Source organism: Cobetia sp. D5, from assembly GCF_035666195.1.
Classification (GTDB): Bacteria; Pseudomonadota; Gammaproteobacteria; order Pseudomonadales; family Halomonadaceae; genus Cobetia; species Cobetia amphilecti.
In genome coordinates this window covers 900,644-927,105 of the sequence record NZ_CP142020.1, presented here as the reverse complement: position 1 = coordinate 927,105, position 26,462 = coordinate 900,644, and the positions used below count along the sequence as shown (strand labels likewise).

General features: G+C 64.0%; 20 protein-coding genes and 1 riboswitch. Of the genes, 11 read left to right on the top strand and 9 right to left on the bottom strand.

Translation table 11 applies throughout. From position 1 onward, the window contains the following. Positions 1-190 precede the first annotated feature (190 nt). The gene (locus U0O11_RS03915; RefSeq protein ID WP_324691772.1) at positions 191-736 is read left to right on the top strand and encodes an Mpo1 family 2-hydroxy fatty acid dioxygenase; all 546 of its coding nucleotides are present in this window, start codon (positions 191-193) and stop codon (positions 734-736) included. A 146-nt stretch (positions 737-882) separates the two neighbouring features. Here the strand turns inward: U0O11_RS03915 and U0O11_RS03910 are convergent, their stop codons facing one another. From U0O11_RS03910 to U0O11_RS03890, 5 genes are all read right to left on the bottom strand, one after another. After that, the gene (locus U0O11_RS03910) at positions 883-2,712 is read right to left on the bottom strand and encodes an acyl-CoA dehydrogenase C-terminal domain-containing protein (RefSeq protein ID WP_324691771.1); all 1,830 of its coding nucleotides are present in this window, start codon (positions 2,710-2,712) and stop codon (positions 883-885) included. 308 nt (positions 2,713-3,020) lie between these two features. Next, positions 3,021-4,226, bottom strand: a complete 1,206-nt coding sequence (gene cobA / locus U0O11_RS03905; protein ID WP_324691769.1) for a uroporphyrinogen-III C-methyltransferase — start codon at positions 4,224-4,226, stop codon at positions 3,021-3,023. Positions 4,227-4,474: 248 nt separating this feature from the next. Next, positions 4,475-5,752: a serine--tRNA ligase gene (gene serS, locus U0O11_RS03900; protein WP_043332430.1), complete on the bottom strand. Its 1,278-nt coding sequence runs from the start codon at positions 5,750-5,752 to the stop codon at positions 4,475-4,477. 131 nt (positions 5,753-5,883) lie between these two features. Continuing rightward, positions 5,884-6,261 (bottom strand): fluoride efflux transporter CrcB, encoded by a 378-nt coding sequence (gene crcB, locus U0O11_RS03895; protein ID WP_054555054.1) that lies wholly within the window; start codon positions 6,259-6,261, stop codon positions 5,884-5,886. A gap of 254 nt (positions 6,262-6,515) precedes the next feature. Further along, the gene (locus U0O11_RS03890) at positions 6,516-7,400 is read right to left on the bottom strand and encodes a hypothetical protein (protein ID WP_324691766.1); all 885 of its coding nucleotides are present in this window, start codon (positions 7,398-7,400) and stop codon (positions 6,516-6,518) included. Positions 7,401-7,758: 358 nt separating this feature from the next. On the opposite strand from U0O11_RS03890, the gene U0O11_RS03885 reads away from it, so the two are divergent. The 5 genes from U0O11_RS03885 (at position 7,759) to cobO (ending at position 17,971) form a co-directional block, all read left to right on the top strand. After that, a complete protein-coding gene (locus U0O11_RS03885; RefSeq protein ID WP_324691764.1) occupies positions 7,759-11,004 on the top strand; it encodes an FAD-binding and (Fe-S)-binding domain-containing protein in 3,246 nt (1,081 codons plus the stop codon). A 283-nt stretch (positions 11,005-11,287) separates the two neighbouring features. Further along, complete coding sequence (locus U0O11_RS03880) at positions 11,288-13,225, top strand: cation:proton antiporter (protein WP_324691762.1); 1,938 nt, start codon at positions 11,288-11,290, stop codon at positions 13,223-13,225. A 262-nt stretch (positions 13,226-13,487) separates the two neighbouring features. Continuing rightward, positions 13,488-14,729 carry a NupC/NupG family nucleoside CNT transporter gene (locus U0O11_RS03875; RefSeq protein WP_043332439.1) on the top strand — a complete coding sequence of 414 codons (1,242 nt, stop codon included), beginning with the start codon at positions 13,488-13,490 and terminating at the stop codon, positions 14,727-14,729. 251 nt (positions 14,730-14,980) lie between these two features. Further along, a riboswitch (cobalamin riboswitch) is annotated at positions 14,981-15,233 on the top strand. A 132-nt stretch (positions 15,234-15,365) separates the two neighbouring features. Then, the gene (locus U0O11_RS03870; protein WP_324691760.1) at positions 15,366-17,249 is read left to right on the top strand and encodes a TonB-dependent receptor domain-containing protein; all 1,884 of its coding nucleotides are present in this window, start codon (positions 15,366-15,368) and stop codon (positions 17,247-17,249) included. A gap of 122 nt (positions 17,250-17,371) precedes the next feature. After that, the gene (cobO, locus tag U0O11_RS03865) at positions 17,372-17,971 is read left to right on the top strand and encodes a cob(I)yrinic acid a,c-diamide adenosyltransferase (protein WP_153635209.1); all 600 of its coding nucleotides are present in this window, start codon (positions 17,372-17,374) and stop codon (positions 17,969-17,971) included. Between the two features lie 63 nt (positions 17,972-18,034). Here cobO and U0O11_RS03860 read toward each other — a convergent pair whose 3' ends face one another. Further along, entirely contained in the window at positions 18,035-18,883 is an 849-nt protein-coding gene (locus tag U0O11_RS03860) for a helical backbone metal receptor (RefSeq protein ID WP_324691757.1), read from the bottom strand. Between the two features lie 166 nt (positions 18,884-19,049). Here U0O11_RS03860 and U0O11_RS03855 point away from each other — a divergent pair, with 166 nt between their 5' ends. After that, on the top strand, positions 19,050-19,874 hold the full coding sequence (locus U0O11_RS03855) for an SIMPL domain-containing protein (protein WP_324691755.1): 825 nt from the start codon (positions 19,050-19,052) through the stop codon (positions 19,872-19,874). A gap of 133 nt (positions 19,875-20,007) precedes the next feature. Here U0O11_RS03855 and pyrF read toward each other — a convergent pair whose 3' ends face one another. After that, complete coding sequence (gene pyrF, locus U0O11_RS03850; protein WP_324691754.1) at positions 20,008-20,709, bottom strand: orotidine-5'-phosphate decarboxylase; 702 nt, start codon at positions 20,707-20,709, stop codon at positions 20,008-20,010. 294 nt (positions 20,710-21,003) lie between these two features. Here pyrF and U0O11_RS17610 point away from each other — a divergent pair, with 294 nt between their 5' ends. Continuing rightward, positions 21,004-21,468, top strand: coding sequence for a ComEA family DNA-binding protein (locus tag U0O11_RS17610; protein WP_442872637.1), 465 nt, complete (start codon positions 21,004-21,006; stop codon positions 21,466-21,468). Between the two features lie 655 nt (positions 21,469-22,123). Here the strand turns inward: U0O11_RS17610 and U0O11_RS03840 are convergent. Further along, positions 22,124-22,630, bottom strand: coding sequence for an FKBP-type peptidyl-prolyl cis-trans isomerase (locus U0O11_RS03840; RefSeq protein ID WP_324691752.1), 507 nt, complete (start codon positions 22,628-22,630; stop codon positions 22,124-22,126). A 68-nt stretch (positions 22,631-22,698) separates the two neighbouring features. After that, positions 22,699-23,226, bottom strand: a complete 528-nt coding sequence (gene rfaH, locus U0O11_RS03835) for a transcription/translation regulatory transformer protein RfaH (RefSeq protein WP_176676340.1) — start codon at positions 23,224-23,226, stop codon at positions 22,699-22,701. Between the two features lie 253 nt (positions 23,227-23,479). Here rfaH and U0O11_RS03830 point away from each other — a divergent pair, with 253 nt between their 5' ends. The 3 genes from U0O11_RS03830 to U0O11_RS03820 all read left to right on the top strand — a co-directional run bounded on the left by U0O11_RS03830 (position 23,480) and on the right by U0O11_RS03820 (position 26,442). After that, positions 23,480-24,685: an AmpG family muropeptide MFS transporter gene (locus U0O11_RS03830; protein WP_324691750.1), complete on the top strand. Its 1,206-nt coding sequence runs from the start codon at positions 23,480-23,482 to the stop codon at positions 24,683-24,685. Positions 24,686-24,910: 225 nt separating this feature from the next. After that, on the top strand, positions 24,911-25,270 hold the full coding sequence (locus U0O11_RS03825) for an STAS domain-containing protein (RefSeq protein ID WP_043332452.1): 360 nt from the start codon (positions 24,911-24,913) through the stop codon (positions 25,268-25,270). After that, the gene (locus U0O11_RS03820) at positions 25,270-26,442 is read left to right on the top strand and encodes a polysaccharide biosynthesis/export family protein (protein WP_215823944.1); all 1,173 of its coding nucleotides are present in this window, start codon (positions 25,270-25,272) and stop codon (positions 26,440-26,442) included. The genes U0O11_RS03825 and U0O11_RS03820 overlap by 1 nt, the downstream gene beginning before the upstream one ends. Positions 26,443-26,462: the final 20 nt, after the last annotated feature.

Here is a 26,462-nt window from a genome sequence, read left to right as displayed (position 1 = left end):
AGTGCCGGGTTCGACAGTCAGCCCTGTGCTGACACAGGCTGTCCGCGTGGCAATACGCTACGCTGACAGGAGCCAGCAGGGTTGCCGGACCCTGCTGGCTCACGCCATTGCTCCTTGACATAACACGCCATCGATCCCGCTGCGCACCTGCGCATGCGGGCATTTTCAATGTCTGTCTGGAGAATGCCTCATGGGTATATTATCGCACCCTCATGTCAAGACAGCCGCTCACCGGCGCCTGCATGAAGCACTCGAGCACTACGCGGCCAGTCATCAGCATCGTGAGAACATCCACATGCATCTTGTCTGCGTGCCTGTCATCTTCACTGCCAGCTTGATCCTGCTGTGGAGACTGCTCGGGGGGCAGGGGCTATCGAGTGAACCGGGGCTGGGTGTGTGGATGCTGCCCGGGGGCGTGGTCACCCTGGCGGTCCTGGCCGTCTATGCGCGCTTCTCCCTCAGGGTACTTGGCGTGATGGCCGTCTGGGCCCTGGCAAGCCTGGCGCTGATGTTCGTGATGCTCGGGCTCAACTGGCCGGTGACACCGATGATGCTGGCAGCCTTCGTGGTCGCCTGGATCGGTCAGGTCGTCGGCCATCGTATCGAGGGCCGCAAGCCGGCCTTCCTCGATGATCTGCGTCAGCTGCTGATCGGCCCGCTGTTCGTGCTGGTCGAGCTGTTCCCCGCCATGCGTGACTGGTTGCTGAAGCAGGATGAGCCGACCGAGCGGTCATGAGCGGCCAGTGGGCATGCAAGCTTGCCGACACGGCCCGAAGGACAGAGATTCCGACAACACAAAAAAGCCCAGCGACCTGACACGGTCGCTGGGCTTTTCATTGGACGCTACTGACGGTCACGGTGACTTGTGACTTGTGGCTTGCGTCATTGCTCCGGCGCGAAATCCTCGAGACTGAAGGCCATCAATGGCGCTGCGCCAGCATTGATCTGGGCTTCCAGAGCAACGGCGCGCGGCAGCACGCGTGCCACGAAGTACTCCCCGAGCGCCAGCTTGCGGCGATAGAAGCCCTCACCACTGGCACCTGCTTGCGCCAGTCCACGCGCCGCCGCACGCGCCATGCGCAGCCACAGATAGCTGTAGACACACAGCCCTGCCAGATTGAGGTAGTCACAGGCCGCCGCGCCCAGCTCTTCCGGGTTGTCATCGGCGCGGGCCAGCAACCGCTCCGACACTCGCTCCAGGCGCGCAAGCTCCGTCTTGCAGGCCTCGGCGAACGTGCGGGTCTGGGCGTCGTCGGCCTGATGATCAAGCTCGGCTCGCACCAGGGCGGCAAAGCTCGCCACATGGGCGCCACGGTTGCGGTAGAGCTTGCGCCCGACCAGATCCATCGCCTGAATGCCGTTGGTGCCTTCGTAGATCATCGCGATGCGTGCATCGCGCACATACTGCTCGGCGCCCCACTCCACGCAGTAGCCATTGCCACCATAGAGCTGCTGCGCCATGACGGTGGCATCGAAGCCACGGTCGGTCAGCAGTGCCTTGGCGATCGGCGTCATGAATTGTACCAGCGCATCCGCGTCGGCCTTCACCGCCTCATCGGCGTGATATTTGACGCGGTCCAGCTGCTGGCCCACGAAGACGGCAAAGGCGCGTCCGGTCTCGTTCCAGACGCGCACCTCAAGCGCCATGCGGCGCACGTCGGGATGCACCAGAATCGGGTCGGCCGGCTTGTCGGGCGCCTTGGCGCCTGTCGGTGCCCGGCTCTGCAGACGCTCGGCGGCGAAGTCCATCGCGCTCTGATAGGCCACCTCGCCCAACCCCAGCCCCTGCAGACCGATGGAGAGACGCTCGTAGTTCATCATGGTGAACATCGCCGCCAGCCCCTGATGCGGCTCGCCGATCAGCACGCCTTCGGCACCGTCGAAGTTCATCACGCAGGTCGCGCTGCCCTTGATGCCCATCTTGTGTTCGATGGAGCCACAGCTGACCGCATTCGGTGTCGTCGGCTGGCCGTCGGCATCAAGCAAATGCTTGGAGACCAGAAACAGTGAGATGCCGCGCGTGCCCGGCGGCGCATCCGGCAGCTTGGCAAGCACCAGATGCACGATATTGTCGACCATGTCGTGTTCGCCGCCGGTGATCCAGATCTTGGTGCCGGTGAGGCGATAGCGCGGCAGCCCCAGCAGCGGGTCATCGCCCTCGAGGGGTTCGGCACGGGTGCGAATCAGGCCGAGGTCCGTGCCGCAATGCGGCTCGGTCAGACACATGGTGCCCAGCCAGTCGCCGGCATACATGCGCGGCAGAAACACCTGCTTGACGGACTCCGGCGCGTGGCTGTCCACCGCCAGACAGGCGCCGGCGTTCAGCGCCGGATAGAGCGCGAAGCTGGTATTGGTGGCGTAGAGCATCTCTTCAAAGGCCACGGTGAGCATCTTGGGCATGCCCTGACCACCATATTCAGGATTGCCACCCAGCCCCATCCAGCCGCCTTCGGCAAGCACCCGATAGGCCTCCTTGAAGCCCTTGGGCGTCGTGACGTGGCCATTCTCGAAACGTGCGCCCTCTGCGTCACCGCTCAGGTTGAGCGGCAGCAGCTCGGCCTGGGTCACGCGCGCACCTTCCTCGAGAATCGCCTCGGCCAGCTCGACATTCACCTCTTCGGTGGCTGCCATGCCCGCCCATTCCTGCTCGGCGGCGAACACCTCATCGAGAATGAAGCGTGCATCCTTGAGTGGCGCCTGATACTTGGCCATATCACTGTCCTCACTGACTCATGTGCTAAGGGCTTTCGCGAAAGATTTGCCTCTCACCCCGTGATGAACGACGGGCTTCGCTCAGCAGAATTCAAACGATTGCTTGAAACAATAGGCGCAATCAGATGCCACGTCATCTCGACCTTGGCCCAAGAGCCGCCCGGCCATGCGCCAGCACGGTGATCAGGCCAACGACCACTAGCCCTTCCGTGCCCAGCGACACAACGCAAGACGCCGCCCCGGGGTTACCGAGGCGGCGTCTTGTCACTGCTCATGTCGCTGCTTTCAGCGCTTTCGTTACGGTCGCTCTAGACCGATACCACATTGGCCAGCGGCGTCGGGTGCTTGCCATCTTCCCACCCCAGACTGCTGTTGGCATTCGGCGAGAACCACTTGAGTGAATCGTGCAGCTTGACCACATCCCCGACGATGATCAGCGTCGGCGGCTTGAGGCCCTGACCGGCGATCTGCGCCGGCATGTCCGCCAGCGTTGCCACATGCACACGCTGACGCGCGGTGGTGCCCTGCTCGACCAGCGCGATCGGTGTGGTCGCCGCCAGACCATTGGCGATCAACTGCTCGCAGATCAGCCCCAGGCTGCCGAGCCCCATGTAGAAGACCAGCGTCTGGGCCGGACGCGCCAACGCCTCCCAATCCAGGTCACAGCTGCCATCCTTCAAGTGGCCGGTGACGAAGCGTACCGACTGGGCGTGGTCGCGATGGGTCAGCGGGATACCCGCGTAAGCCGCGCAACCGGAAGCCGCCGTGATGCCCGGCACGACCTCGAAGCTGATGCCGGCACCGGCCAGGGTCTCGAGCTCTTCCCCGCCGCGCCCGAAGATGAAGGCGTCACCGCCCTTCAAGCGCACCACGCGATGCCCGGCGCGGGCGTAATCCACCAGCGCCTGATTGATGCCTTCCTGGGGCACGCTGTGATCGCTGCGCGCCTTGCCGACGTACAGGCGACGTGCCTCCGGATTGGCCAGCGCCAGAATCTCGTGACTGACCAGGCGATCATGAATGATGACATCGGCCTGCTGCAGATGGCGCAGCGCCTTGAGCGTCAGCAGCTCCGGATCGCCCGGCCCCGCGCTGACCAACGCCACCTGGCCATGCGTGCCCGTGAAGCGGTCCTCCTCCTTCACGGGCAATACCGCCTCGCCGGCCACCAGGCGCGGCGGCAGGCGAACGCTGGAGTCCCGGGGGTGGCTCGGCGCGAACACCATCACGTGCTGCTCGCGCGCATGACGCAGGATGCCGCGATCGCGCCCTTCGCTGCCGGTGGCGACCAGCCATAGCTGGCCGGGGGCCGGCACGGGCAACAGGGTATCGGCAACCTCCCAACCTTCACGACCACACAGGGCCTCCAGCATCGGCATGCGGGCATCGCCGTAGACACACAGGTCTGCACCGAGGCCGGCGAAACGCTCGGCCAGCGCGACAGCCTCCTGGCCGCCACCGATCAGGCACAGCTGGAGACGTGAGGGGTCACAGGAGAGATTGAGAAATTCCATGGGGCACATCCACAAACGCGGCGAGGCTGGGGAGCAGCCTTCGATGGGTCGCATTTTAGAGCATAAGAACCACTCTCTAAAATAACCAATAAGAATAACAACCCTGATGCTACGTTGTAGTCGCGCAGAGGGAATAACGAGTGGTGCGATCGGGCGAGGCCTCTGTCTCCGCGATAAACGAAGGCCCCCGCTTCCATGGGAAAGCGGGGGCCTTGACTACGCGAATCCACTACGGCGATTCACGCACCTCAGACGTTGATGGTTTCCACTCCACCCATGTAGCCACGCAGCGCCTGCGGCACAGTGATGGAGCCATCGGCGTTCTGATGGTTTTCCAGCACGGCGACCAGGCAGCGACCCACTGCCAGACCGGACCCATTCAGGGTATGCACCAGCTGCGGCTTCTTCTGACCTTCAACACGCACACGCGCCTGCATGCGGCGTGCCTGGAAGTCACGGCAGTTGGAGATGGAGGAGATCTCGCGGTAGGTCGCCTGGCTCGGCAGCCAGACTTCCAGGTCATAGGTCTTGGCGGCGGCAAAGCCCATGTCGCCAGTGCACAGGGTCACGGCACGGTACGGCAGTTCCAGCGCCTGCAGAATGGCTTCGGCGTGGCCGCGCATCTCTTCGAGGGCTTCGTCGCTCTTCTCCGCCGCGACGACCTGTACCATCTCGACCTTGTCGAACTGGTGCTGGCGAATCATGCCGCGGGTATCACGGCCATAGGCACCGGCTTCACTGCGGAAACACGGGGTATGGGCGGTGAACTTGAGCGGCAGACTGCCGGCGTCGATGATCTCGTCGCGCACCATGTTGGTCAGCGGCACTTCGGCGGTCGGGATCAGGAAGAAATCACGATCGTCGTTGAGCTTGAACAGGTCTTCCTCGAACTTGGGCAGCTGGCTGGTGCCCATCAGGGAGTCGCGGTTGACGATATAGGGCACGTAATATTCTTCGTAGCCATGCTCCAGCGTCTGCTTGTCGAGCATGAACTGCACCAGCGCACGGTGCAGACGCGCGATGGAGCCATGCATCACGGCGAAGCGTGAACCGGTGATCTTGACCGCCAGCTCGAAGTCCAGCTGGCCCTTGAGCTCACCGAGGTCGACGTGGTCGCGCACGTCGAAATCGAATTCACGCGGCGTGCCCCAGCGGTGCAGCTCGACGTTGTCGCTTTCGTCAGCGCCTTCCGGCACTTCGGCGTCCGGCAGGTTCGGCAGGCTGGCCGCCATGGCGTCGGCCTTGGCCTGCAGCTCATTGAGTTCGGACTTGGCGGCGTCGAGACGCTCGCCCAGATCACTGACTTCTGCCAGCAGCGGCGCGATGTCTTCGCCGCGTGCCTTGGCATTACCGATGGACTTGGAGCGGGTGTTGCGCTCGTTCTGCAGGGATTCCGTCTCGACCTGCAGGTCACGGCGGCGCGCCTCCAGCGCGGCAAAGGCTTCGGTATCCAGCTGATAGCCACGACGTGCGAGGCGCTCGGCAGTCGCTTCAAGATCAGCGCGCAGAAGTTTCGGGTCCAGCATGTGGGAAGGCTCTCTCGTCGGATCACTCAAGCCGCATCGCGGCGCGGAAAGGTTATGCGCACTAGTCTACCTCAGCCATGCCCTGCTTCGCAGCCGCCCAGGCGACAGGATGGCGCGCCCGGGCGCGAGAATCACAGCAGGACGCGTGCGATCTTCATGCCCAGCGCGACCATGCCCAGACACGCCACCACACTGACGGCGACATAGACCAGCCCCGCCAACATGCGTCCGCTCATCATCAGGTTGAGCGCCTCGAGGGCAAAGGTGGAGAAGGTGGTGAAGGCCCCGGTGAAGCCGGCCACCATGATCGCCTGCCAGACGGGGGCCAGCTTGAGCTCCTGGGTCACCCAGATGAACAGGAACCCCATCAGGCAGCTGCCGATCAGATTGACGCCGAGGGTCCCCCACGGGAAACCACGCCCGGCGGCGCCGACGATCCAGCCACTGACAAGATACCGTCCCAGCGCCCCGATGGCGCCGCCCGCTGCTACTGCCAACCAGGTTCCCATGTGCCTTGTATGCCCCGTGCTCGATTCAATGCGAGTGAGTGCTGGGCAACGCCATGGATCGGCCGCCAGCCACTCTGGCACCCGAGGGTGCCGCCTAGCGCCCCATTGTAGGAAAATCGCCAGCCACGGGGAATCCACGACTCACGAAAGGCAGGTTGAACAAAGCACGACACCCGCGATGCGCCTCCTGACCAATGGGCATCGCGGGTGTCTGAGGGTGGCTGAGAGCGGAAGACATCAGGCGGCAGAGCGTCTCATTCACTGCCGGGTGACGCACTGCCCTGCTCGATCTCCGCGCGCAGTTGCTCCAGCACATGCTGCCATTGGCGATGCGCGCCTTCCTTGCCCCCCAGCTGCTCCAGACCGCGTGCCGTCCAGGTGCCGGGGGTGCCGATACGCGAGGCAAGCTCGCCGGGCGGGGTATCGGGGTGGGCTTCCATCAAGGCCAGCGCATCACGCAACTGCGCCATCAGCAACAGGCGCGCCTGGGGGCCGCTCATGCCGGGCACCGTCTGGAACCAGTCGAGCAACGCCTGCTGTTGCGCCATCTGCCAGGCATTCACGCAGACCGCCAGCATGCTGGCCTCGAAGGCCGCTTCATCATCGAAGGCGATGATCTGCCGGACCGCCGGCCCGAGCAGGTCGCGCGTCAGCGGGTCTTCCGGATAGAGCATGAGGGCGCTCTGCCCCTCACAGACTGCCAGCCCCGTCATCACCCGCACCACTCGCGCCGGCGCGAACCAGCGCTGCAGCTGCTGCAGTGGCACACCGGCCGCCAGCACCATCAGGTGATGATCCTTGCTCAGTGCATGGCTTTCACGCAGCTCACTTGCCAGCGCCTCGAGCTGCTCTGGCCGCACCCCGACCAGCATGCACAGGCTCGATTCACACACCGCGACGTTGCTTGCGTGGCGGATGGCACCGAAACGCCAGCCCAGACGGTGACTGCGCACGTCGTTGCGCGGCGAGAGGTGGAATTCCAGATCATGCCGCGAGCGGCCTTCGCGCTGACAACCGCGCGCCAACGCGACCAGCAATGACTCCGCCAACTCCCCCACCCCCAGCACTCCCAATCGCGTGGGCGGCTGGCGAGACTCGCGATGACAGGTGGAGGTCGAGGAATAGGTGGACGATGCCATGAGCTAACTCCTGATGACTCAGCGGAAGAGGGAAGACAGCTTCAAGGGAAGAAACGGAGGGGGCACGCCATGACGGCCTGCCTTGCGATGGCTGACGGTACCACTGAAGCGGCGACTGACGCCTGACAATCGCTCGCAGCATGTGCACATCATCCCCCTTGTTGCTTGCATTCAGGCGCACACACCTTGCTTTGATGACTCCTCACAGCGTAGTCATTCCTCACTCCTTTCACCTGAATTCCCGTCTCGCGAGTGACGCAATGCCGCGCTGGGCTGGGGCCACACGCCCAGCTCAGGTAAGCTTAGGCCCATTGGCCCTGGATGCCTGCCTGACGCGACTCACTGCCCGAGCGAGATCATGACCGAACGCCTGCTGGATATGCCCGCCCCCGTCGATTCCCTCTATCTGGACTTCCTGGCCGCCCTGCGAGATGCAGGCTTTGCCGGTGACATCAGTCCGGACTATGCCAACCGCACCGTGTTGTCGACCGACAACTCGCTCTATCAGGTGCTGCCTCAGGCCGTGGTCTACCCGCGCCATGCCGAGGATGTCCAGCGCATCGCGCGCCTCTCCCACGAGCCACGCTTTTCGGGCGTCACCCTGGCGCCACGCGGCGGCGGTACCGGCACCAATGGCCAGTCACTCAATGACGGCGTGCTGGTGGATGTCTCGCGGCACATGAACCGCATTCTCGAGATCGATGTCGAGAACCGCCGCGTGCGCGTCGAGGCCGGCGTGGTGAAGGACCAGCTGAATGCCGCGCTCAAGCCGCATGGGCTGTTCTTCGCCCCGGAGCTCTCGACCTCCAACCGCGCCACCATTGGCGGCATGATCAATACCGATGCCTCCGGTCAGGGCAGCTGCGAATACGGCAAGACGCGTGACCACGTGCTGGCGCTCGACAGCGTTCTGCTCGACGGGACACGACTGTCGAGCCATGCCATCGATGATGCCGAGCTCGAGACACTGTGCGCACGTGAGGATCGCGTCGGTGAGGTCTACCGCACCGCACGCGCGATCGCCGATGAGCGCGCCGAGGAAATCGCCGATATCTTCCCGCCGCTCAACCGCTGCCTGACCGGCTACGACCTCGCCCACCTGCGCGAGGCCGATGGGCGTTTCAACCTCAACAGCCTGCTGTGCGGCGCCGAGGGCACTCTGGGCTTCGTGGTCGAGGCCGAGCTGAATGCGCTGCCCATCGCGCCCTGCTCGACGCTGATCAACCTGCGCTACGCAAGCTTCATGGACGCATTGCGCGACGCCAAGGCGTTGATGGCGGTCGAGGGCAATCGCCCGACCTCCATCGAGACGGTGGATGACACCGTGCTCAACCTCGCCATGCAGGACTTCGTGTGGGACAGCGTCGAGGAATTCTTTCCGGCCAGCGCCGAAGGCACCCCGGCCATCGGCGGCATCAACCTGATCGAATTCAATGCCGACAGCGAAGAGGTGCTGGATGCCAAGGTCCGCGCCTTCAGCGAGCACCTGGCCAGCGATACCAGCGTCGAGCGTCTCGGCTTCACCGAAGCCCGCGGTCGCGCGCAGATCGGTCGTGTCTATGGCATGCGCAAGCGCTCGGTGGGCCTGCTGGGCAATGTCGATGGCGAAGCCCGCCCGCTACCCTTCGTCGAGGACACCGCCGTTCCGCCGGAGCATCTGGCCGATTACATCGCCGAATTCCGCGCCGCGCTGGATGCCCGTGGCCTGCGCTATGGCATGTTCGGTCATGTCGATGCCGGCGTGCTGCACGTGCGCCCGGCGCTGGACATGAAGGACCCCGCACAGCAGGCGATGATCCGCGAGATCTCCGATGAGGTCGCCGCCCTCACCCACAAGTACGGTGGCCTGCTTTGGGGCGAGCACGGCAAGGGCGTGCGCTCCGAGTACTCCCCTCGCTTCTTCGGCAGTCTCTACGGCGCGCTGCAGGACGTGAAGGCAGCCTTTGACCCGCACAACCAGCTCAATCCGGGCAAGATCGCCTCCCCGCGCCTATCAGTGGCGCTGGTCGAGGATGCAGGCGCGAGTGACGCTGGCGCCAGCGAAGGGGGCAGCGAAGAGGGCAGCGAGAGCGGCAAGCGTGATCACGCTGACAGCGCCGTCGAGGCCTTCGACCCCCGCTTGATGCGTATCGATGACGTGACCATGCGCGGCGATCTCGACCGTCAGATCGATGAGCGCGTGTGGCAGGAATACGCCAGCGCCGTCTACTGCAACGGCAATGGCGCCTGCTACAACTACGACCCCAACGACGCCATGTGTCCGTCGTGGAAGGCGACTCGCCAGCGCATCCACTCGCCCAAGGGGCGTGCCAGCCTGATGCGTGAGTGGCTGCGCCTGGAAGGCAACGCCGGACGCGACGTGATCGCCGAGGCCCAGGCCGCGCGTACCCCGGGCCTCAAGGGCACCGGCATGTGGCTGGCGCGTCTGCCGGCGCGCATCAGCGCCTCGCTCAAGGCGCGGCGTGCCGGCACCGCACAGACTGAGGGTCAGTCTGACGCCGACTTCGACCAGCAGGTCTACGACGCCATGTCCGGCTGCCTGGCGTGCAAGTCCTGCGCGGGCCAGTGCCCGATCAAGGTCAATGTGCCCGATTTCCGCAGCCGCTTCCTTGAGGTCTATCACCATCGTTATCAGCGTCCGCTGCGCGATTACCTGATCGGCAGCCTCGAATTCGTGCTGCCGTGGGCCGAGCGCTTCACGCCGCTCTATAACGGCCTATTGACCAACAAGCTGGTCAGTCGTCTGCTGGAAGGCCCGATCGGCATGGTCGATGCGCCGCGCCTGTCACGCGCCAGCCTGCGCAGACAGCTCAAGAGCTGGGGCGTGTCCGAGGCGACGCCGACCCAGCTGGGCCGTCTGACCGAATCCCAGAAGGCCAGAAGCGTGATCCTGGTGCAGGACGCCTTTACCAGCCACTTCGAGGCTCAGCTGGTGATCGACATCATCGAGCTGCTGTCGCGACTCGATATCCATGTCTTCGTCGCGCCCTTTGCCCCCAATGGCAAGCCGCTGCAGGTGCAGGGCTTCACCGGTGCCTTCCAGCGTACCGCGCGTGCCCAGGCCGAGCGCCTCAAGGCGATCGCCGACTTCGGCGTGCCGCTGGTCGGCATCGACCCGGCGATGACCCTGACCTATCGTCAGGAGTACGTGAAGACCCTCGGCCCGGACGCGGTCCCCGATGTCCTGCTGCTGCAGGAATGGCTGATCAGCCTGCGCAAGCTGCTGCCGGTCGGCGTCACCAAGACGGTGCTGGGCAAGATGGACCCGGGCATGAAGCTTCTGAGCCACTGCACCGAGAGCACCAATGCCCCGGGCTCGGCCAAGGCCTGGCAGCAGGTCTACTCCGCCTTCGGCCTCAAGCTCGAGACCATCGCCACCGGCTGCTGCGGCATGTCCGGTACCTACGGCCACGAAGCGCGCAATCTCGAGACCTCGCGTGCCATCTATGACCTGTCGTGGAAGGCCGTGGTCGAAGACGACGCCAATCAGGGCAAGCTGGTCGCCAGTGGCTATTCGTGCCGCAGTCAGAGCAAGCGTTTCTCCGGCAGCCAATTGCCGCATCCGCTGCAGGCATTGCTGCCGCTGCTGCGTCGCGCCCAATGAGTGATGGCGTCTGCCCGACGCCATCACGTGGGCACGACAGAGAAAGGAAATGAGGAGAGCGCGATAAGGCAACGCGACGTTGCATACCACGGAATCAATCGCTAGGCTGCGCCCTTTCGGCCTGCCGCGCGGCACCTGAGTGACGCCTGCCCCCCCTGCTTCAAGACATTGCAGACCAGCAGGGGCAAGGGCCACTGACAGACGGCTGAGATACAACGAAACGATGAGCGGTGACCGCAACAGTGGCACCGCTCATTTTCGCTGACTCCAAGGAAGACACCCGATGACCGAACCTGCTCTGGCCCTGACCCTGATCGGTCTGATGGCCCTCGGCTGCCAGTGGCTGGCCTGGCGCATGCGTCTGCCCGCCATCCTGCCGCTGTTGATCGTCGGCATCCTCGCCGGCCCCGTCACGGGCTGGCTGAAGCCGGATGAGCTGCTCGGCGATCTCCTGTTCCCGCTGGTGTCGCTGGCGGTGGCGGTCATCCTGTTCGAGGGCAGCCTGACGCTGGACTTCAAGGACCTGCGCGGCCATGGCCATATCGTCAGGCGGCTGGTCACCACCGGCGTGGTGATCACCGGCGTGATCGGCACCGTGGCCGCCCACTATCTGCTCGACATGCGCTGGGAGATGGCCGCCGTGCTCGGCGCCCTGCTGGTGGTGACAGGTCCGACGGTGGTCATGCCATTGCTGCAGACGCTGCGCGCGCGCGGCAACCTGACCCAGATCCTGCGCTGGGAAGGCATCATGATCGACCCGGTCGGCGCGCTGCTGGCGGTACTGGTCTATGAGTACGTCGCGCTCGGCATGACCGGCAATGCGGCCTCGCATACCCTGTTGCTGTTCGCCCAGACGGTGGGCCTCGGGCTCGGCATGGGGGCTCTGGGTGGCTGGTGCTGGGGGCTGGTGCTGCGTCATTTCTGGCTGCCGCAGAAGCTGCACAACTTCGGCACCCTGATGGTGATGCTGGGGCTGTTCGCCATCTCCAACACCCTGTTCCATGAATCCGGCCTGCTGACCGTCACCGTGATGGGCGTGTGGCTGGCCAACATGCGCGGCGTGCCGACCCAGCAGATCATCGAGTTCAAGGAGACCCTGACGGTTCTGCTGATCTCGGGACTGTTCCTGCTGCTGGCGGGGCGCCTGACCGTCGAGCAGCTGTCCCTGCTGTCGTGGCCGGCGTGGATCTTCCTGGCGGTGCTGATGTGGGTCGCACGCCCCCTGACGGTCTGGCTGTGTACCCTGGGCAGCGGGCTGACGCTGCGCGAGAAGGCCCTGCTGGCCTGGCTCTCGCCGCGCGGCATCGTCGCGGCAGCGGTCGCCTCGCTGTTCGCCCTCAAGCTCGAGTCCCAGGGCATCGAGGGCGCCGAGATGCTGGTGCCGATGACCTTCCTGGTCATCATCGGCACCGTGGTAGTCCAGAGCCTGCTGTCGCGTCCCATCGTCAAGGTGCTGGGCGTCGGCGAACCGCCGCCCTCGGGGTTCCTGATCCTGGGCGCCAACTCGGTGTCGCGCCAGGTCGCCCGCGAACTGGTCGACGCCGGCTTCTCGGTGCGCCTGACCGACACCAACTGGGACGCCGTGCAGGAAGCGCGCATGGCGGGCCTGCCGGTCTACTACGGCAATCCGCTGTCTGAACATGCCGCCCAGCATCTCGAGCTGACCGGCATCGGCCACCTGATGCCGCTGTCGCCCTATCGCGAACTCAATAGTCTGGCCGCGCTGCACTTCGAGCACATCCTGGGTCACGGGCGTGTCTTCCGGCTCGCCGAGGACAACGGCAAGAATGCCAAGCGCCAGCAGGACCAGGCGCTGGGGCATCTGCCGCTGCTGTTCGATGGCAAGATCACCTATGCCAAGCTGGCGAGCCTGCTCTCTCAGGGCGCGCAGTTCCGGCGTGCGCGCATCACCGAGAGCTTCAGCCTCGAGGATTACCGCAGGATTCACGAAGAGCGCCTGCTGCCGCTGTTCTGCATCAGCAGTCAGGGTCGCATCCGGATCGCCAACACGGCCGTGGCGCTGGAGCCCAAGGCCGGCGAGACGTTGATCAGCCTGATCCATGCCGACTCGCCGGAGCTGAACAAGTCTTCCCAGCCCAGGACCGACAAGGCCGAAGCTCCCCAGGCCGACAAGGGCGCGGGCGGCAAGCCCTCACAGACGCCGCCGGGCTCGGGGACAGGCCCCCTGCCGGCCAGTCGATTGCCGGGGGCCGGCACCTGACAGCGGGCAGACTCAGCATCACGTCGGAACATCACGACGGTACAGCAAGACAGAAACCACGCGGCTCGCCCATGGCGGGCCTCGTGCGTGTTGACGCAGGCACGCCTCGCGCGATTCACAAAAAATCCGTCAAACGTTAGTGGCAGACTCCGACAGAGGGCAAAAATACTGGTAGAGTACGCGCCAGTTTTGGCCATACGTCCTGTGGCCAGCGCTATTGCCTTGTCCTCAACGTAACACCTACGCATTCAGGAGCTGCTTGATGCAGATCGTCATGGGCCTGGTGGGCGTCTTCGCCCTGCTGGGGATTGCCTTCCTTCTCTCTGAAAACCGACGCGCCATCAGCCTGCGCACCGTACTGGGTGCCTTTGCCATCCAGGCGATGCTGGGCATCTTCGTGCTCTACGTGCCTGCCGGCAAGAGCATGCTGCTTGGGCTCAGCGAAGGTGTACAGGCCGTAATGTCCAGTGCCAACGTCGGCATGGACTTCCTGTTCGGCGGCCTGGTCAGCGACAAGATGTTCGAAGTCTTCGGCGGCGGCGGCTTCGTGTTCGCGCTGCGCGTACTGCCGATCATCGTGTTCTTCTCCTCACTGATCGCGGTGCTCTATCACCTGCGCGTGATGAACGTCGTGATCAGCGTGCTCGGCGGCGGCCTGTCGAAGGTGCTCGGCACCAGCCGTCCGGAGTCCCTGTCCGCGGCCGCCAACATCTTCGTCGGCCAGACCGAAGCCCCGCTGGTCGTGCGCCCGTTCATTGCCGGCATGACCCGCTCGGAGCTGTTCGCCGTGATGACCGGTGGCCTGGCCTCGGTGGCCGGTTCCGTACTGGTGGGCTATGCCTCGCTGGGCATCGACCTCAAGTACCTGCTGGCAGCCTCCTTCATGGCGGCGCCGGGTGGCCTGCTGATGGCCAAGATGCTGATCCCTGAGACCGAGACCAAGACCCAGAGCGTCGAAGAAGCGCTGGGCAAGGACATCGATCGCCCGACCAACGTCATCGATGCCGCCGCCTCCGGCGCGGCCTCTGGCGTGCAGCTGGCGATCAATGTCGGCGGCATGCTGCTGGCCTTCATCGCATTGATCGCGCTGGGCAACATCATCGTCGGCTGGGTCAGCGGCCTGTTCGGCTATGAAGACATCACGCTGCAACTGCTGCTGGGCTATGCCTTCGCCCCGGTGGCCTGGGTCATCGGCGTGCCGTGGCACGAAGCCATCCAGGCGGGTAGCTTCATCGGTCAGAAGCTGGTGCTCAACGAGTTCGTCGCCTTCGCCGATCTCGCCAGCCACCAGATCAAGCTGTCCGAGCACTCTGAAGCCATCATCATCTTCGCACTGTGCGGCTTCGCCAACCTGTCTTCCGTCGCCATCCTGATGGGGGGCCTGGGGCTGATGGCACCGAACCGTCGCGGTGATATCGCGCAGATGGGCATGAAGGCGATTCTCGCCGGCACCCTCTCCAACCTGATGTCAGCGAGTCTCGCCGGTCTGTTCCTGTCTCTCTAGAGACGCTCGCTTGTGAGCCAGTCTCCAGAGAGCTGGCTTCTGTAGCACGAGCTTCCATGGAGCAGACACCGCCATCTGGCCAGACCGTCATCTCGACAACGCCCGCCCCGTGCGGGCGTTGTCGTATCTGGCACAACCGAAGACTTGCCCTCTGACTTCTCCCCCTGAATGACCGCACCTGAGCGGCCCTGGGTGGCAGCCTGCGCAACGCCGGTTTGCCGATTGACTCCCTCACCCCCGCCCCAGACAATGGTTCACGTTGAAGCCAGGGTGTTCGGGAAACGGGTGAAAACCCCGTACTGCCCCCGCAACGGTGATCGCAACGCTCATGCAGGTCGACCACGATCGACAAGATCGACACGGCCAGCCACTGCCTCCGGGAGGACCTGTCATTCGGGCCTCCCCCAAGGGAAGGAGGTGGGAAGGCGCATGAGGGGGTGAGACTCCTGCCATTGGAGTCCACCAGGCGTCAGTCCGGAGACCGGCCCTCGCTTCCACACTGGTTGATGCGGAGGGCCTCACCAGTGGCAAGTCTCCCGCGACGGGCCTGCTTGATCAGGGCGCGTGCGGGGGACGTGTGCTCGCGCACCCTGTCACGCTGTCCTCCTCATTGCGTCTGACGCTTGAGGATCATTCATGAAACACAACAACACTCGTGGTCGCGCATCTGCGCAGGCCAGCTTCACCCTCGTCGGTAGCCTGCTGCTGACCCCGCCCGCCGTCGCTGCTGATGCGCTGACCACCGATTCATCCGAGGACCTGGACACCGTCCAGGTCACCGCCAATCGCATTCCGCAGCTGCAGAATGACGTGCTGGCCAGCACCGACGTCATCACGCGTGACGAGATCGATCGCCTGCAGGCCAATTCGCTGGTCGATCTGCTGCAATCACGCAATGGTATCGAGGTCGCCCGCAGCGGCCCCATGGGCAGCCAGACCAGCCTCTTCATGCGCGGTACCGAGTCCGACCACACCTTGATTCTGGTCAATGGCCAGCGTGTCGCCAACAGTGCCGATGGCCTGGCGCATTTCGAATTCCTGCCACTCGCCGCCGTCGAGCGTGTCGAGATCGTGCGTGGCCCGCGTGCCAGCGTCTACGGCGCCGATGCCATCGGCGGTGTGATCAACCTGATCACGCGTGGCGGCAGCGAAGTCGGTCAGCATGCAGAAGTTACCCTGCGTGCCGGCAGCGATGGCACCTTCCGCCAGAACGCCCAGTTCAGCTCGGTGGAAGACGACACGCGCCTCTCGGCCAATCTCCATCATGATGAGAGCGATGGCTTCTCGGCCCGCGATACCGGCAGTGAAGATGATGGCTACGAGGCCACGGGCGCCGAACTACGCCTTGGCCACGACTTCGGTCAGCAGGCCACGCTCAGCCTCGGCGTCGCCAACACCGAGACCGATTACGACTATGACGACTGCTACGACAGCAGCTTCAGTGCCTCGGAAGACTGCCACGGCGAAGGCAGCCAGATGGTATTGGATGCCAGCCTGCTGACGCACCTGAACCCGAACTGGGACATGACGGTCAGCGTGGCGCGCACGCGGGATGAGTACGAGAACACCGAAGCCGGTAGCGATGCCGGGCGTGTCGCCAGTACTCGCAACGAGGTCGGCCTGCGCCACGACTTCTACACCGACCTCGGCACGCTCAGCCTGGGGGTGGACCATCGCGAGGAAAGCCTGGATGCCGATGGCCCCTACTTCACCGCCGAGGGCTACAGCGTCGATAGCCGCTATGCCACCGGCGTCTACGGCAGCTGGCATCTTCAGCAACAGCGTCACCACGTCACGACCAGCCTGCGTTACGACGACGACAATCGTTATGGCCACCAGATGACGGGCGGCTCCAGCTACGCCTATGATCTGGCGGCCGCGCAACAGCTCGGTGCCAGCTATTCCAGCGCATTCAAGGCACCGAACCTGATCGACCTCTACAGCCCCTACGGCTCCGGCAATCCGGACCTCGATGCCGAGACCTCCACCACGGCCGAACTGTTCTGGCGCCTGCAGCAACATCACTGGCATCTGGGCCTGAATGCCTTCCAGACCGATATCGACAATCTGATCAGCTACGAAGGAGCCGACTTCTTACCGATCAATATCGATCGCTCACGCATCCGTGGCGTCGAGCTGAGCAGTGGCTGGCAAGGCGAGGCCCTGAGCGTGAACCTTGCCATGACCTGGCAGGACCCGGAGGACCGCGATACCGGTGAGCAATTGAAGCGCCGCGCTCAGCGCTTTGCGCGTCTGGACGCCGATTACGCACTCGACGACTGGAGCTTCGGTGCCACGCTGCGTGGCAGCGCCAGCCGCAGCGATACTGACGCAGATACCTACACCGACACGCGCACTGCCGGCTATGGCGTGGTCGATCTGCGCACCAGCTGGCAGGTGATGCCGAACGTCAAGCTGAGCGCCAAGCTGGATAACGTCTTCAATCGCGAATACCAGCTGGTCAATGGCTACAACACCCAGGGCCGTTATGTGGAAGGCGGCGTCACCTTCTTCTTCTGATCGGCTTTCCCGGGGTGTCTCTTTTGAAGAGCCTCGGGCGACAACCAGCCACACATACCACAGCACCGATCACAGCACCGCCCCCCGGGTCGGTGCTGTGCCTTTGACTACGGAGCATACGCATGACGGACCGCAATACCCGCCACAAGGCCGCGATGGAAAAGCTCAAGTCGCATGTCGATGACAAGGTGGCGCAGGCCAATGAGGAACGCGGCCAGCTGCTGGTGTTCACCGGCAATGGCAAGGGCAAGACGACCGCCGCCTGGGGCACCATCACCCGCGCGCTGGGCTATGGCTACAAGGTCGGTGTTATCCAGTTCATCAAGGGGCTGTGGGAATGCGGCGAGCGCGAACGGCTCGCCGAGGATGCCAATCTCGAAGTGCATGCCATGACCACAGGCTTCACCTGGGATACCCAGAATCGTGAGGCCGATACCGCCGCCTGTCAGGCCGTTTGGCAGCAAGCGCAGCGCCTGATGCGAGATGACAGCGTCTATCTGGTGGTGCTCGACGAGCTGACCTACATGGTCAAGTTCGGCTATCTGCCGCTGGAGGAAGTGATGACGGCACTCGAGAATCGTCCTGCGGAGCAGACCGTCATCATCACCGGGCGCAATGCCAATCGTGAAATCGTCGCCTGTGCCGATACCGTCACCGAGATGACCGAGATTCGCCACGGCTTCAATCATGGCCTCAAGGCGCGGCGCGGCATCGATTTCTGAGCGTGCTGCTCGAAGCCGCCCTGACTCCGCCGCCCTCAGTTCGACGCGCCTACTCTGACGCCCTCAGTCCGGCGCCTGCACCTTCGCGATGGCAGCGCAGACCTCTGCCATCGCCTCGACACTGCGCGGGCCGGGACGGCTGATCAGGTCAGGAGTCAGACCCGCCAGTGCCACCTCGGAAAGTGGCCCCTCATCTGCACGCCAGGCGGCAACCCACTCCTCGCGCGCCGGCCCCGTCGCGACCGGATGCAGAATCAGGTGCGGCCTGGCCAGCCACAAGGCTTCCCGGTTGATCTGCGGTACCACGGCGGGCGAGCCCGTCAGCAGCGGCTCACCGCCGCAGCGCCGAATCAGCTCATTGACCAGATGATTGCCGCCCAGCGTCGTCATCGGGCTCTCCCCCAGCTGGAAGAAGACCGGCAAGGGGTCGCTGTCTCGCGCGCGCTCCAGCTGCTCGATTCGCGCGGCGAGCGTCGCCACACGCGTATCCGCGATGTCGCGGGTACCCAACAAGGTGCCAAGCCGGGCGATATTGGACAGCACATCATCGAGTGTGGCGGGCTCGCTGACGAAGACGGGCATCCCCAACGTTGTCAGACGCGCATGCATCTCATCGGAAAGCCCACTGCCCCATGCCACGATCAGGTCAGGCCGTGCACTGAGCAGTGCCTCCAGGTTGGGGCCGTGATAGCTGGCCAGGCGCGGCAGCTCGCTGACCGCAGGGGGGAAATCACTGCCCTGGCTCACGCCGATCAAGGCCGGCAAGCCTCCCGCCGCCGCTACCAGCTCGGCCGCGTGCGGGGCCAGCGTGACCACCCGCTGCGCCGGCTGTGACAGTGCCACGACGTCGCCTGCATCATCGATCACCTCACGCTCTGCGGCCAAGGCAGGCAGCGCCATCAGTGATGACATGACGAGCACCGACACTACCAGTGCAGCGCCACGTATAGAGCGCAGTCTCTCGTGTACCTTCACGCATCGCCCTCATTGCTGATACTTTCAGGCCTATCGCACCCGCATTCATGCCCCTCACCAAGCGCCAGGCAACAATGTTGCCACTTTATACAAGGGAATTCCCATGCTGATGAACCACGCCACCAGAGGCCCCGCCCCCCTCGCCCAGCGCCTGCGTCGTACCGCCATGCTATGCGGCCTGGCGCTCTGCACCGCCGGCGCCACGCACATGGCCCGCGCCGACCAGACGCCCGCACCGGCACTGGTGCATGTCAGCGCCAGTGCCAGCCTGGAGGCGGCGCCCGACAAGGCAACCATCCAGGCACGCCTGTGGGAGAAGACGCCCGCGCGCAAGGTGGATGACAAGGCTCCCGACAGCAAGGCCGAGGGTCAGGCAGCCCGCAAGGCACGCGAGTCACTGGAATCACGCATGACGACACTGATTCAGGCACTGGAGAAAGCGGGCATCGACAGCCGTCAGATCAGCGCCGGCAGCCTCAACCTGCGCCCTGAACAGTACTACGAGCGCAACAATGGTCAGCAGCAGCCCCAGCAATGGCGCCGTACACACCTCGAACGCCCGATCAGCCTCTCTCTCGATGACCTGGACAAGGTACCGGAAGTCATCGACCTGCTGCTGGGCGCTGGCGTCAATCAACTGGCCGGTGTGCAGTATCAGATCAGTGAACGGGACGCCCTGGAAGACAAGGTATTGAAGGAAGCCTTGACCAAGGCACGCCACAAGGCCCAGCTGATGGCCGAGACCCTCGGCGCGACCCTGGGCAGCGTGCAGTCGATCAATGAGTCCTCACACAGCCCGCGCCCGCAGATGATGGCAATGCGTGCCGACATGGCAGAGGCCAAGAGCAGCGGCAGCGAATACCGCCCCGGCGAGCTGAGCCTCGAGAGCAGCGTTCAGGTCAGCTGGCATATCGAGTCTGCCGATTGAGGCAGTCGCGCAAAGCGTGAACGAGTGATCAGCAGCAGTGATCACTGCTGCTGATCACTGCCATGAAAAAGACGCCAGTCGCAGAGTCTGCGACTGGCGTCTTTTTTTGCCCATGAGGCAGACACTCAGCCGATCAGGCGCCCAGCTCCTGCTCGATCAGCGCCAGCGCCGCCAGCGGATCCTCCGCCTGGGTGACAGGACGCCCGATCACCAGATGGGTGCTACCGGCCGCCATGGCTTCACCGGGCGTCATGGTGCGCCGCTGATCACCGGCCTGCGCGAAGCTCGGGCGAATACCCGGCGTCACCTTCAGGAACTCAGGGCCACACAGCGCCTTGAGGCTCGGGGTCTCACGTGCTGAGCACACCACACCGTGCATGCCGCTCTGCTGGGCGAGGGCCGCCAGCCGCTCGACCTGCACAAGCGGCGTGACATCCAATCCGATACCGGCCAGATCGGCCTGTTCCATGCTGGTCAGCACCGTCACGGCGATCAGCTGGGTATCGAGGCCGCGAGTCGAAAGGGCTTCTGCGGCGGCCTGCATCATGCGCGCACCACCGGAGGCGTGGACATTGGTCATCCACACGCCGTGCTCCGCTGCCGCCAGCACGGCCTGGGCGGTGGTGTTGGGGATGTCATGGAATTTGAGATCGAGAAAGACCTCGAAGCCGCGTTGATGCAATGCCTTGAGAATCTCGGGACCCACACGCGTGAACAGCTCCTTGCCCACCTTGACGCGACAGCGCGCAGGATCCAGCTGGTCTGCCATGGCAAGCGCAGCACTCATGTCCGGGTAGTCGAGGGCGATGATCAGGGGGGAAGTCGTGGCAGGCATCCGGGCTCCAGGCGATGTGGCAGGCGCAATGACAGGAGGTCATGGGCTCGGGGCAACATTATAGCGCTCGGCTCTGTCGTTGTATGCCCAGGGAAAGACGAATCGAATCAGCAGGCTAACGCTCGTAGTGCTTTCTTGCGTTGAGCGCAGAAAGCCGCGCAAGGATGAGAAATCGTTTAAATCTAAATGACTACAAATCTAATACCTGAGCCAGAGTATTTCTCGCGCAGGGCCTCGGGTGGTCGCCCCGCGCACTTCCAATCGACCGCCCTGATGTGAGCATAGGAAGCGACCATGAAAACCCTGCTAGGAACACTTCTCGTGACCAGCCTGCTGGTACTGTCACCGACCAGCCAGGCCGCAGACATGAACATCAACATCGCCACTGCCGCACAACTGACCGAGCTCAAGGGCATCGGTGGCAAGAAGGCCCAGGCCATCATCGAATGGCGCAAGGCGAACGGGCCCTTCACCGACGTGGCACAGTTGACGGAAATCAAGGGAATCGGCCCCAATACGCTCAAGCGAATGAACACGACATTGACGCTGGGCGAGCCGGGCAAGCCAAGCAAGAAGACCTCGGCCATCAACACGAAGAGCCCGTCGGTCAAGCAAGACGGGGCTATCCAGAAGAACCAGACTGTCAAGAAAAGTCAGGCTGTCAAGAAAAGTCAGAGCATCGACAAGACCGCCACCGGGAAGGCCGTCGACTCCCACAAGGAAGTCGAGAGCCTCAAGACTGCCAGCAACAATAGTTGAGCCGTCACGCCGGGCAGGCAACCTCGTGTCAGTTGCGGGGCTGCCTGTCCAGCGACTCTCTTCCTCCCAGAGAACTGGCAAGAACTGGCAAGAACTGGCAACAGCTTTCAAGCAGCCCGCAGACAAGCCAGCGTCATGCAAACGCGGTGCTAGCCATTCTCTCTGGCCCCCACAACCAAAAAAGCCGACCCGAAGGTCGGCTAGCGGGGTTTCCCCCTCCCCTGACGGCGAATCGGCACCTGCAAATAGCCCGATTCTGACAGCGGCCATCCTGGCCTGCCCCTTCCCCAAGGGGCTCCCTGAATGCCAGCCTCTGTCGGCAGCTGACACCTGTGCTTCTGACATCGATAGCTCTGATATCAATAGCTCCGACATCGATAGCTCTTCCGCCTGTGTCGGCCTGCTGCGGCCTCGGCAAGGACACTCTACCCCGCCATGCCCCGCGCGAATCTGATCTGCATCAAGTCCTGAAGGCTTCACGGCTCGATCCGTGCGGCTGGCGCGCAGACGACTGATCCATATCAATTTTCTCCATCGCTATAGGCCCCAACAACAGACAGCCCCGCTGCCGAGGATTCCGGCAGCGGGGCTGTCTGTTGTTGAAGAGGGACCACAACGAGGAGCTTGAGCGTCGCACCCTCCCGCAATGCCTACTTCAGCGAGGCACCTTCTTGTCTTCGATCTCGGTATGGCTGACATCGAGACCGAGCGGATGACCGGCCGAGAGTTCGGCACGCGTGGCATCGCGCACTTCCAGCACCTCGACCTCCCAACTCAGCGCCTGACCTGCCAGCGGATGATTGGCGTCGACCTTGACCTGCTGCTCGCCGACTTCCAGCACCGTGACCGACCGCTGGCCTTCCGGGGTGCGGGCCTGAAAGCGCATGCCGGCGTTGATCTCGCCCGGGCCGAAGGCATCACGCCCGAAGTACTGCACCAGGCCTTCATCCCGCTCACCGAAGCCTTCGGCTGGCGTCAGATTGACGACCTTGCGGTCGCCGACATCGCAGCCCTCAAGCGCGCTCTCGAGCGCTGCCAGAATATTGTCGTGGCCATGCAGGTAATCCATCGGCTCACGCTCAAGGGAGCTATCCAGCACAGTGCCATCAGCGGTGCGCAGGGTGTAATGCAGGCTGACGACCTGCTGGGAAGTAATCGCCATGGGAACCACTCCAGAAGAAAGGTGCAATGCGGTCTCGCGGATCAAGTCGGGTGAGACAGGACGACAGCTCAGCTTTCGCTACGCCGCAGCTGACGACTGGAAAGCTCGACACGCTGTTGCTGATTGATCAGATTGAGCAGCACGATGACGCGCTCATCGCCCTTCGCGCTCTCGAAGACGCCACTGAGCGAACTCAAGGGGCCATCGATGATCTCGACCTGCTCGCCGGCCCGGAAATAGACATTCTCCGGCGGTTGCTCCTGGCGTTGCTCGCCGCTGGCGATCAGGGCTTCCACCAGGGGCGTCGGCACCGCCGTCGGCGTGTTGCCGAAGCTGACCAGCTTGAGCACGCCACGGGTCGAGCGAATCGGACGCCAGTTGTCATCCATCTGATCAAGGCGTATGAACAGGTAATAGGGGAAGAGCGGCTCTTCGACCCAACGCAGCTTGCCGCCGCGCTTCTTTTCCACCTCCAACAGGGGGTGGAAGACGTGAAATCCCTGATTGGTGAGGTTCTCCGCCGCACGGAAGGATTCCCCGCCCTTGCACTGGATCAGATACCAATGCGCCTTGGCAGCTTCTCGGGCTTCACTCATGATGACCTCTCATTGCCTGCCTGCCCCACTCATGCGTGTCTCGACCTGCATCATGCCTGTCGGCTGACCGGCAGGACAATGCATGGCTCTTGCCCTCAGGCAGTGCGACAATCCGGCCATGAATGACGCAAGCGGCAGATAGCCGCTCACCGTGCGTGTGACACGCGCGGCCACACCCTCTGCATGGACAGGCAAGGCTTTGACTTCAAAGGATTTACGCTTACTCGTTGGCCGTCATGGTATCACGTTCCTGATGGGCTTCGCCTCCGGGCTGCCACTGCTGCTGACCGGTAGCGTACTGCAGGCCTGGATGACGGATGCCGGTGTCTCACTGGACGCCGTGGGCCTGCTCGCGCTCGTCGGCCTGCCCTACACCCTCAAGTTTCTGTGGGCGCCATTGCTGGACCGCATCATGCCGCCGGTGCTCGGTCGGCGCCGTGGCTGGCTGATGATCGCCCAGCTGGCCCTGACCGCACTGATCGCGTTGCTTGCGTTGCAGGACCCGCACATGTCGCCGCTGACCATGGGCGCCATCGCGCTGGCGGTCAGCTTCTTCAGCGCCACCCAGGACATCGTGATCGACGCCTATCGGCGCGAGCATCTGCCGGACAACGAGCTGGGGCTGGGCTCCAGCTTCTATGTCTATGGCTATCGCATCGGCATGCTGATGGCCTCGGCCGGTGGCCTGGTGCTGGCCGACATGATCGGCTTCCGCGTGACCTACCTGATCATGGCCGCGACCCTGGGTGCCTGCATGCTGGTGACCCTGCTGGCACCGGAACCCGAGGCTCAGGCCGCGCCGCGCGCCCATCATCTGCATGAGATCCTGTGGGACCCCATCCGCCACTTCATGAAACGCGATGGCGCCATCTGGCTGCTGCTGTTCATCCTGCTCTACAAGCTGGGTGATTCCGTGGCGGGCAATCTGACCACGCCCTTCTACAAGGACATCGGCTTCAGCAACTCCCAGATCGGCGCGACCGTCAAGCTGTTCGGCCTGTGGCCGTTGCTGGCCGGCACCTTCTTCGGCGGCCTGATGATCATGCGCATCGGCATCTATCGGGCGCTCTGGAGGTTCGGCATCCTGCAGATGGTATCGACTGCCGGCTTCGTCTGGCTGCATCACGTCGGTGATTCGCTGGCGTGGCTCGCGGCGGTGGTCGCCTTCGAGAATCTGGCGGCCGGCATGGGCAGCGCCGCCTTCATCGCCTTCATGGGCGCGCTGACCGACAAGCGCTTCACCGCCGGCCAATACGCGATGCTCTCATCGATCATGGGCCTGCCGCGCGTGGTGATTGCCGCGCCCTCCGGCTATCTGGCCGATGCGGCCGGCTGGGACAGCTTCTTCTGGATCTGCACGCTGGCCGCCATACCGGGCCTGTTGCTGTTGCTGCGCTTCCGCCACTGGGGCGCGATGCTGGCCACGCCACACAAGTCACCCGCCATGTCGGGCGAGTGACAACGCCGCGCAGGCAACCTGGAGAGCCCGAAGACAGCAGGAGAGCTCGAAAACAGCAGGTAGCACCACGAAACCCAGCAAGAAGGAATGAGGCAAGTCAGTCGGCGTCGTTGACACTGTAACAGCAGGTAAACGATGCTTATGCGGCATAGTGCATAAAGATAACAAGCTGCACCGCAGGCCCAGCTGGCGCCAGGCGGTGACATCAAGCACAGGGAGCCCGTCATGCCCATCACCACCCGGATTCACGAAGGCATCATGATCACGCCGCCTGCCCAGCTGACAGGCGAGCTCGCGCGCTATTTCCGCCAGGAGATGCTGGCGATGATTCCTGAGCACACCGGCACGCTGGCGGTGGACCTCAGCCATGTCGAGGCCATTGATGCCGATGGGCTCTCGGTGCTGGTCAGTCTGCATGATGCGCTGTCCCCGGCGGCGCTGGTGGTGGTCGAACCCTCGCCGGTCATGCAGACAGAGCTGGAGCGCGTGCGCCTGTTCGAGCTCTTCGATATCTACTATCAGCGCGACCCGCTGCTGGAGTCGAGCGGTGACACCCGGACAGGGCCTTCTCGTGAGGTAGCCTGATGAAACGCGACCTGACTCGGCCCAGCTCCCTTTTCCGCTCTCTTCGACGCCTGCTGGGCGTCGCGATCACGGCCGGGCTGATGGGCGGCTGTACGCCGATCATGCTGGACGACACCCCCGCCGAAGATCACTGGCAACAGGCGACCCACTGGCCGCTGGAGCTGCCTGCCCCTCATGCCGATGATCGCTTCATGCAACTGCCCGCGGGCGATGACCAGCGGTTGGCGGCGGGCGATCGTCTGAGCGTCAGGGTCGCCGGCAGCGAACTCTTCGATGGCAGCTACGAGGTAGATCATGACGGACGCCTGCGCCTGCCGTGGCTCTCGCCGGTCGTGGCCTCCAACAAGACCATCGACGCCCTGGCGGATGAGATCACCCGGCGTCTGGTGCAGGAAGAGCTGATTCGCCCGGGTCTGGCGCATGTCAGCATCCGGCTCGAGGAATGGGCGCCGTTGGCCGTTGCGGTGTCCGGCGCGGTGTTCTTCCCGGGCGAGGCGGTCATCAATACCCGCCTGCCCGAAGAGCGCATGGTGCGCCGCGATTTCGCCGGCGGCGATGCCAGTCAACAGCGTCGTCTGTCGGCGGCCTTGACCACGGCTGGCGGCATCCGCCCCGACGCGGACCTGAGCCATATCGAGCTGATTCGCGACGGCCAGACACAGATTCTCGACATGCGCGGCCTGATCGACGGCGAATATGCCGCCAATCCCTGGCTGCGTGTGGGTGACCGCATCCACGTGCCCTCCAGCGGCGCCTTCCAGGCCGCGCTGATGCGCCCCTCGCCGCTCACCGCGCCGGGCATCGTCATCTATGCCTCCAACCTGACCACCCCGGCCAACAACAACAACGTCAGCAATTACACGGTGTTGCGCTCGCAGGTGCCCTACGGCGTGCGCATGCTGCAGGGCGTGATCAATGCCAACTGCGTCGGCGGTATCCAGGCGACCTCCGGCTCGCGCCGCGCGGTGCTGATCAGTACCAACCCGATGACGCATCAGCCGGTCGTGGTCGATCGCGGTATCGATGCCCTGCTGGCCAATCCGGCGGATGTGGGCGTCAATCCCTATCTGATGCCCGAAGATGTGGTCGGCTGCTATGACTCCGGTGTCACCAACATCCGTGATATCGCCCGCACGCTGACTGACCTGCTGACGCCGGCCACTCTGCTGTAACCCATCGCCTGTCCGTTGAT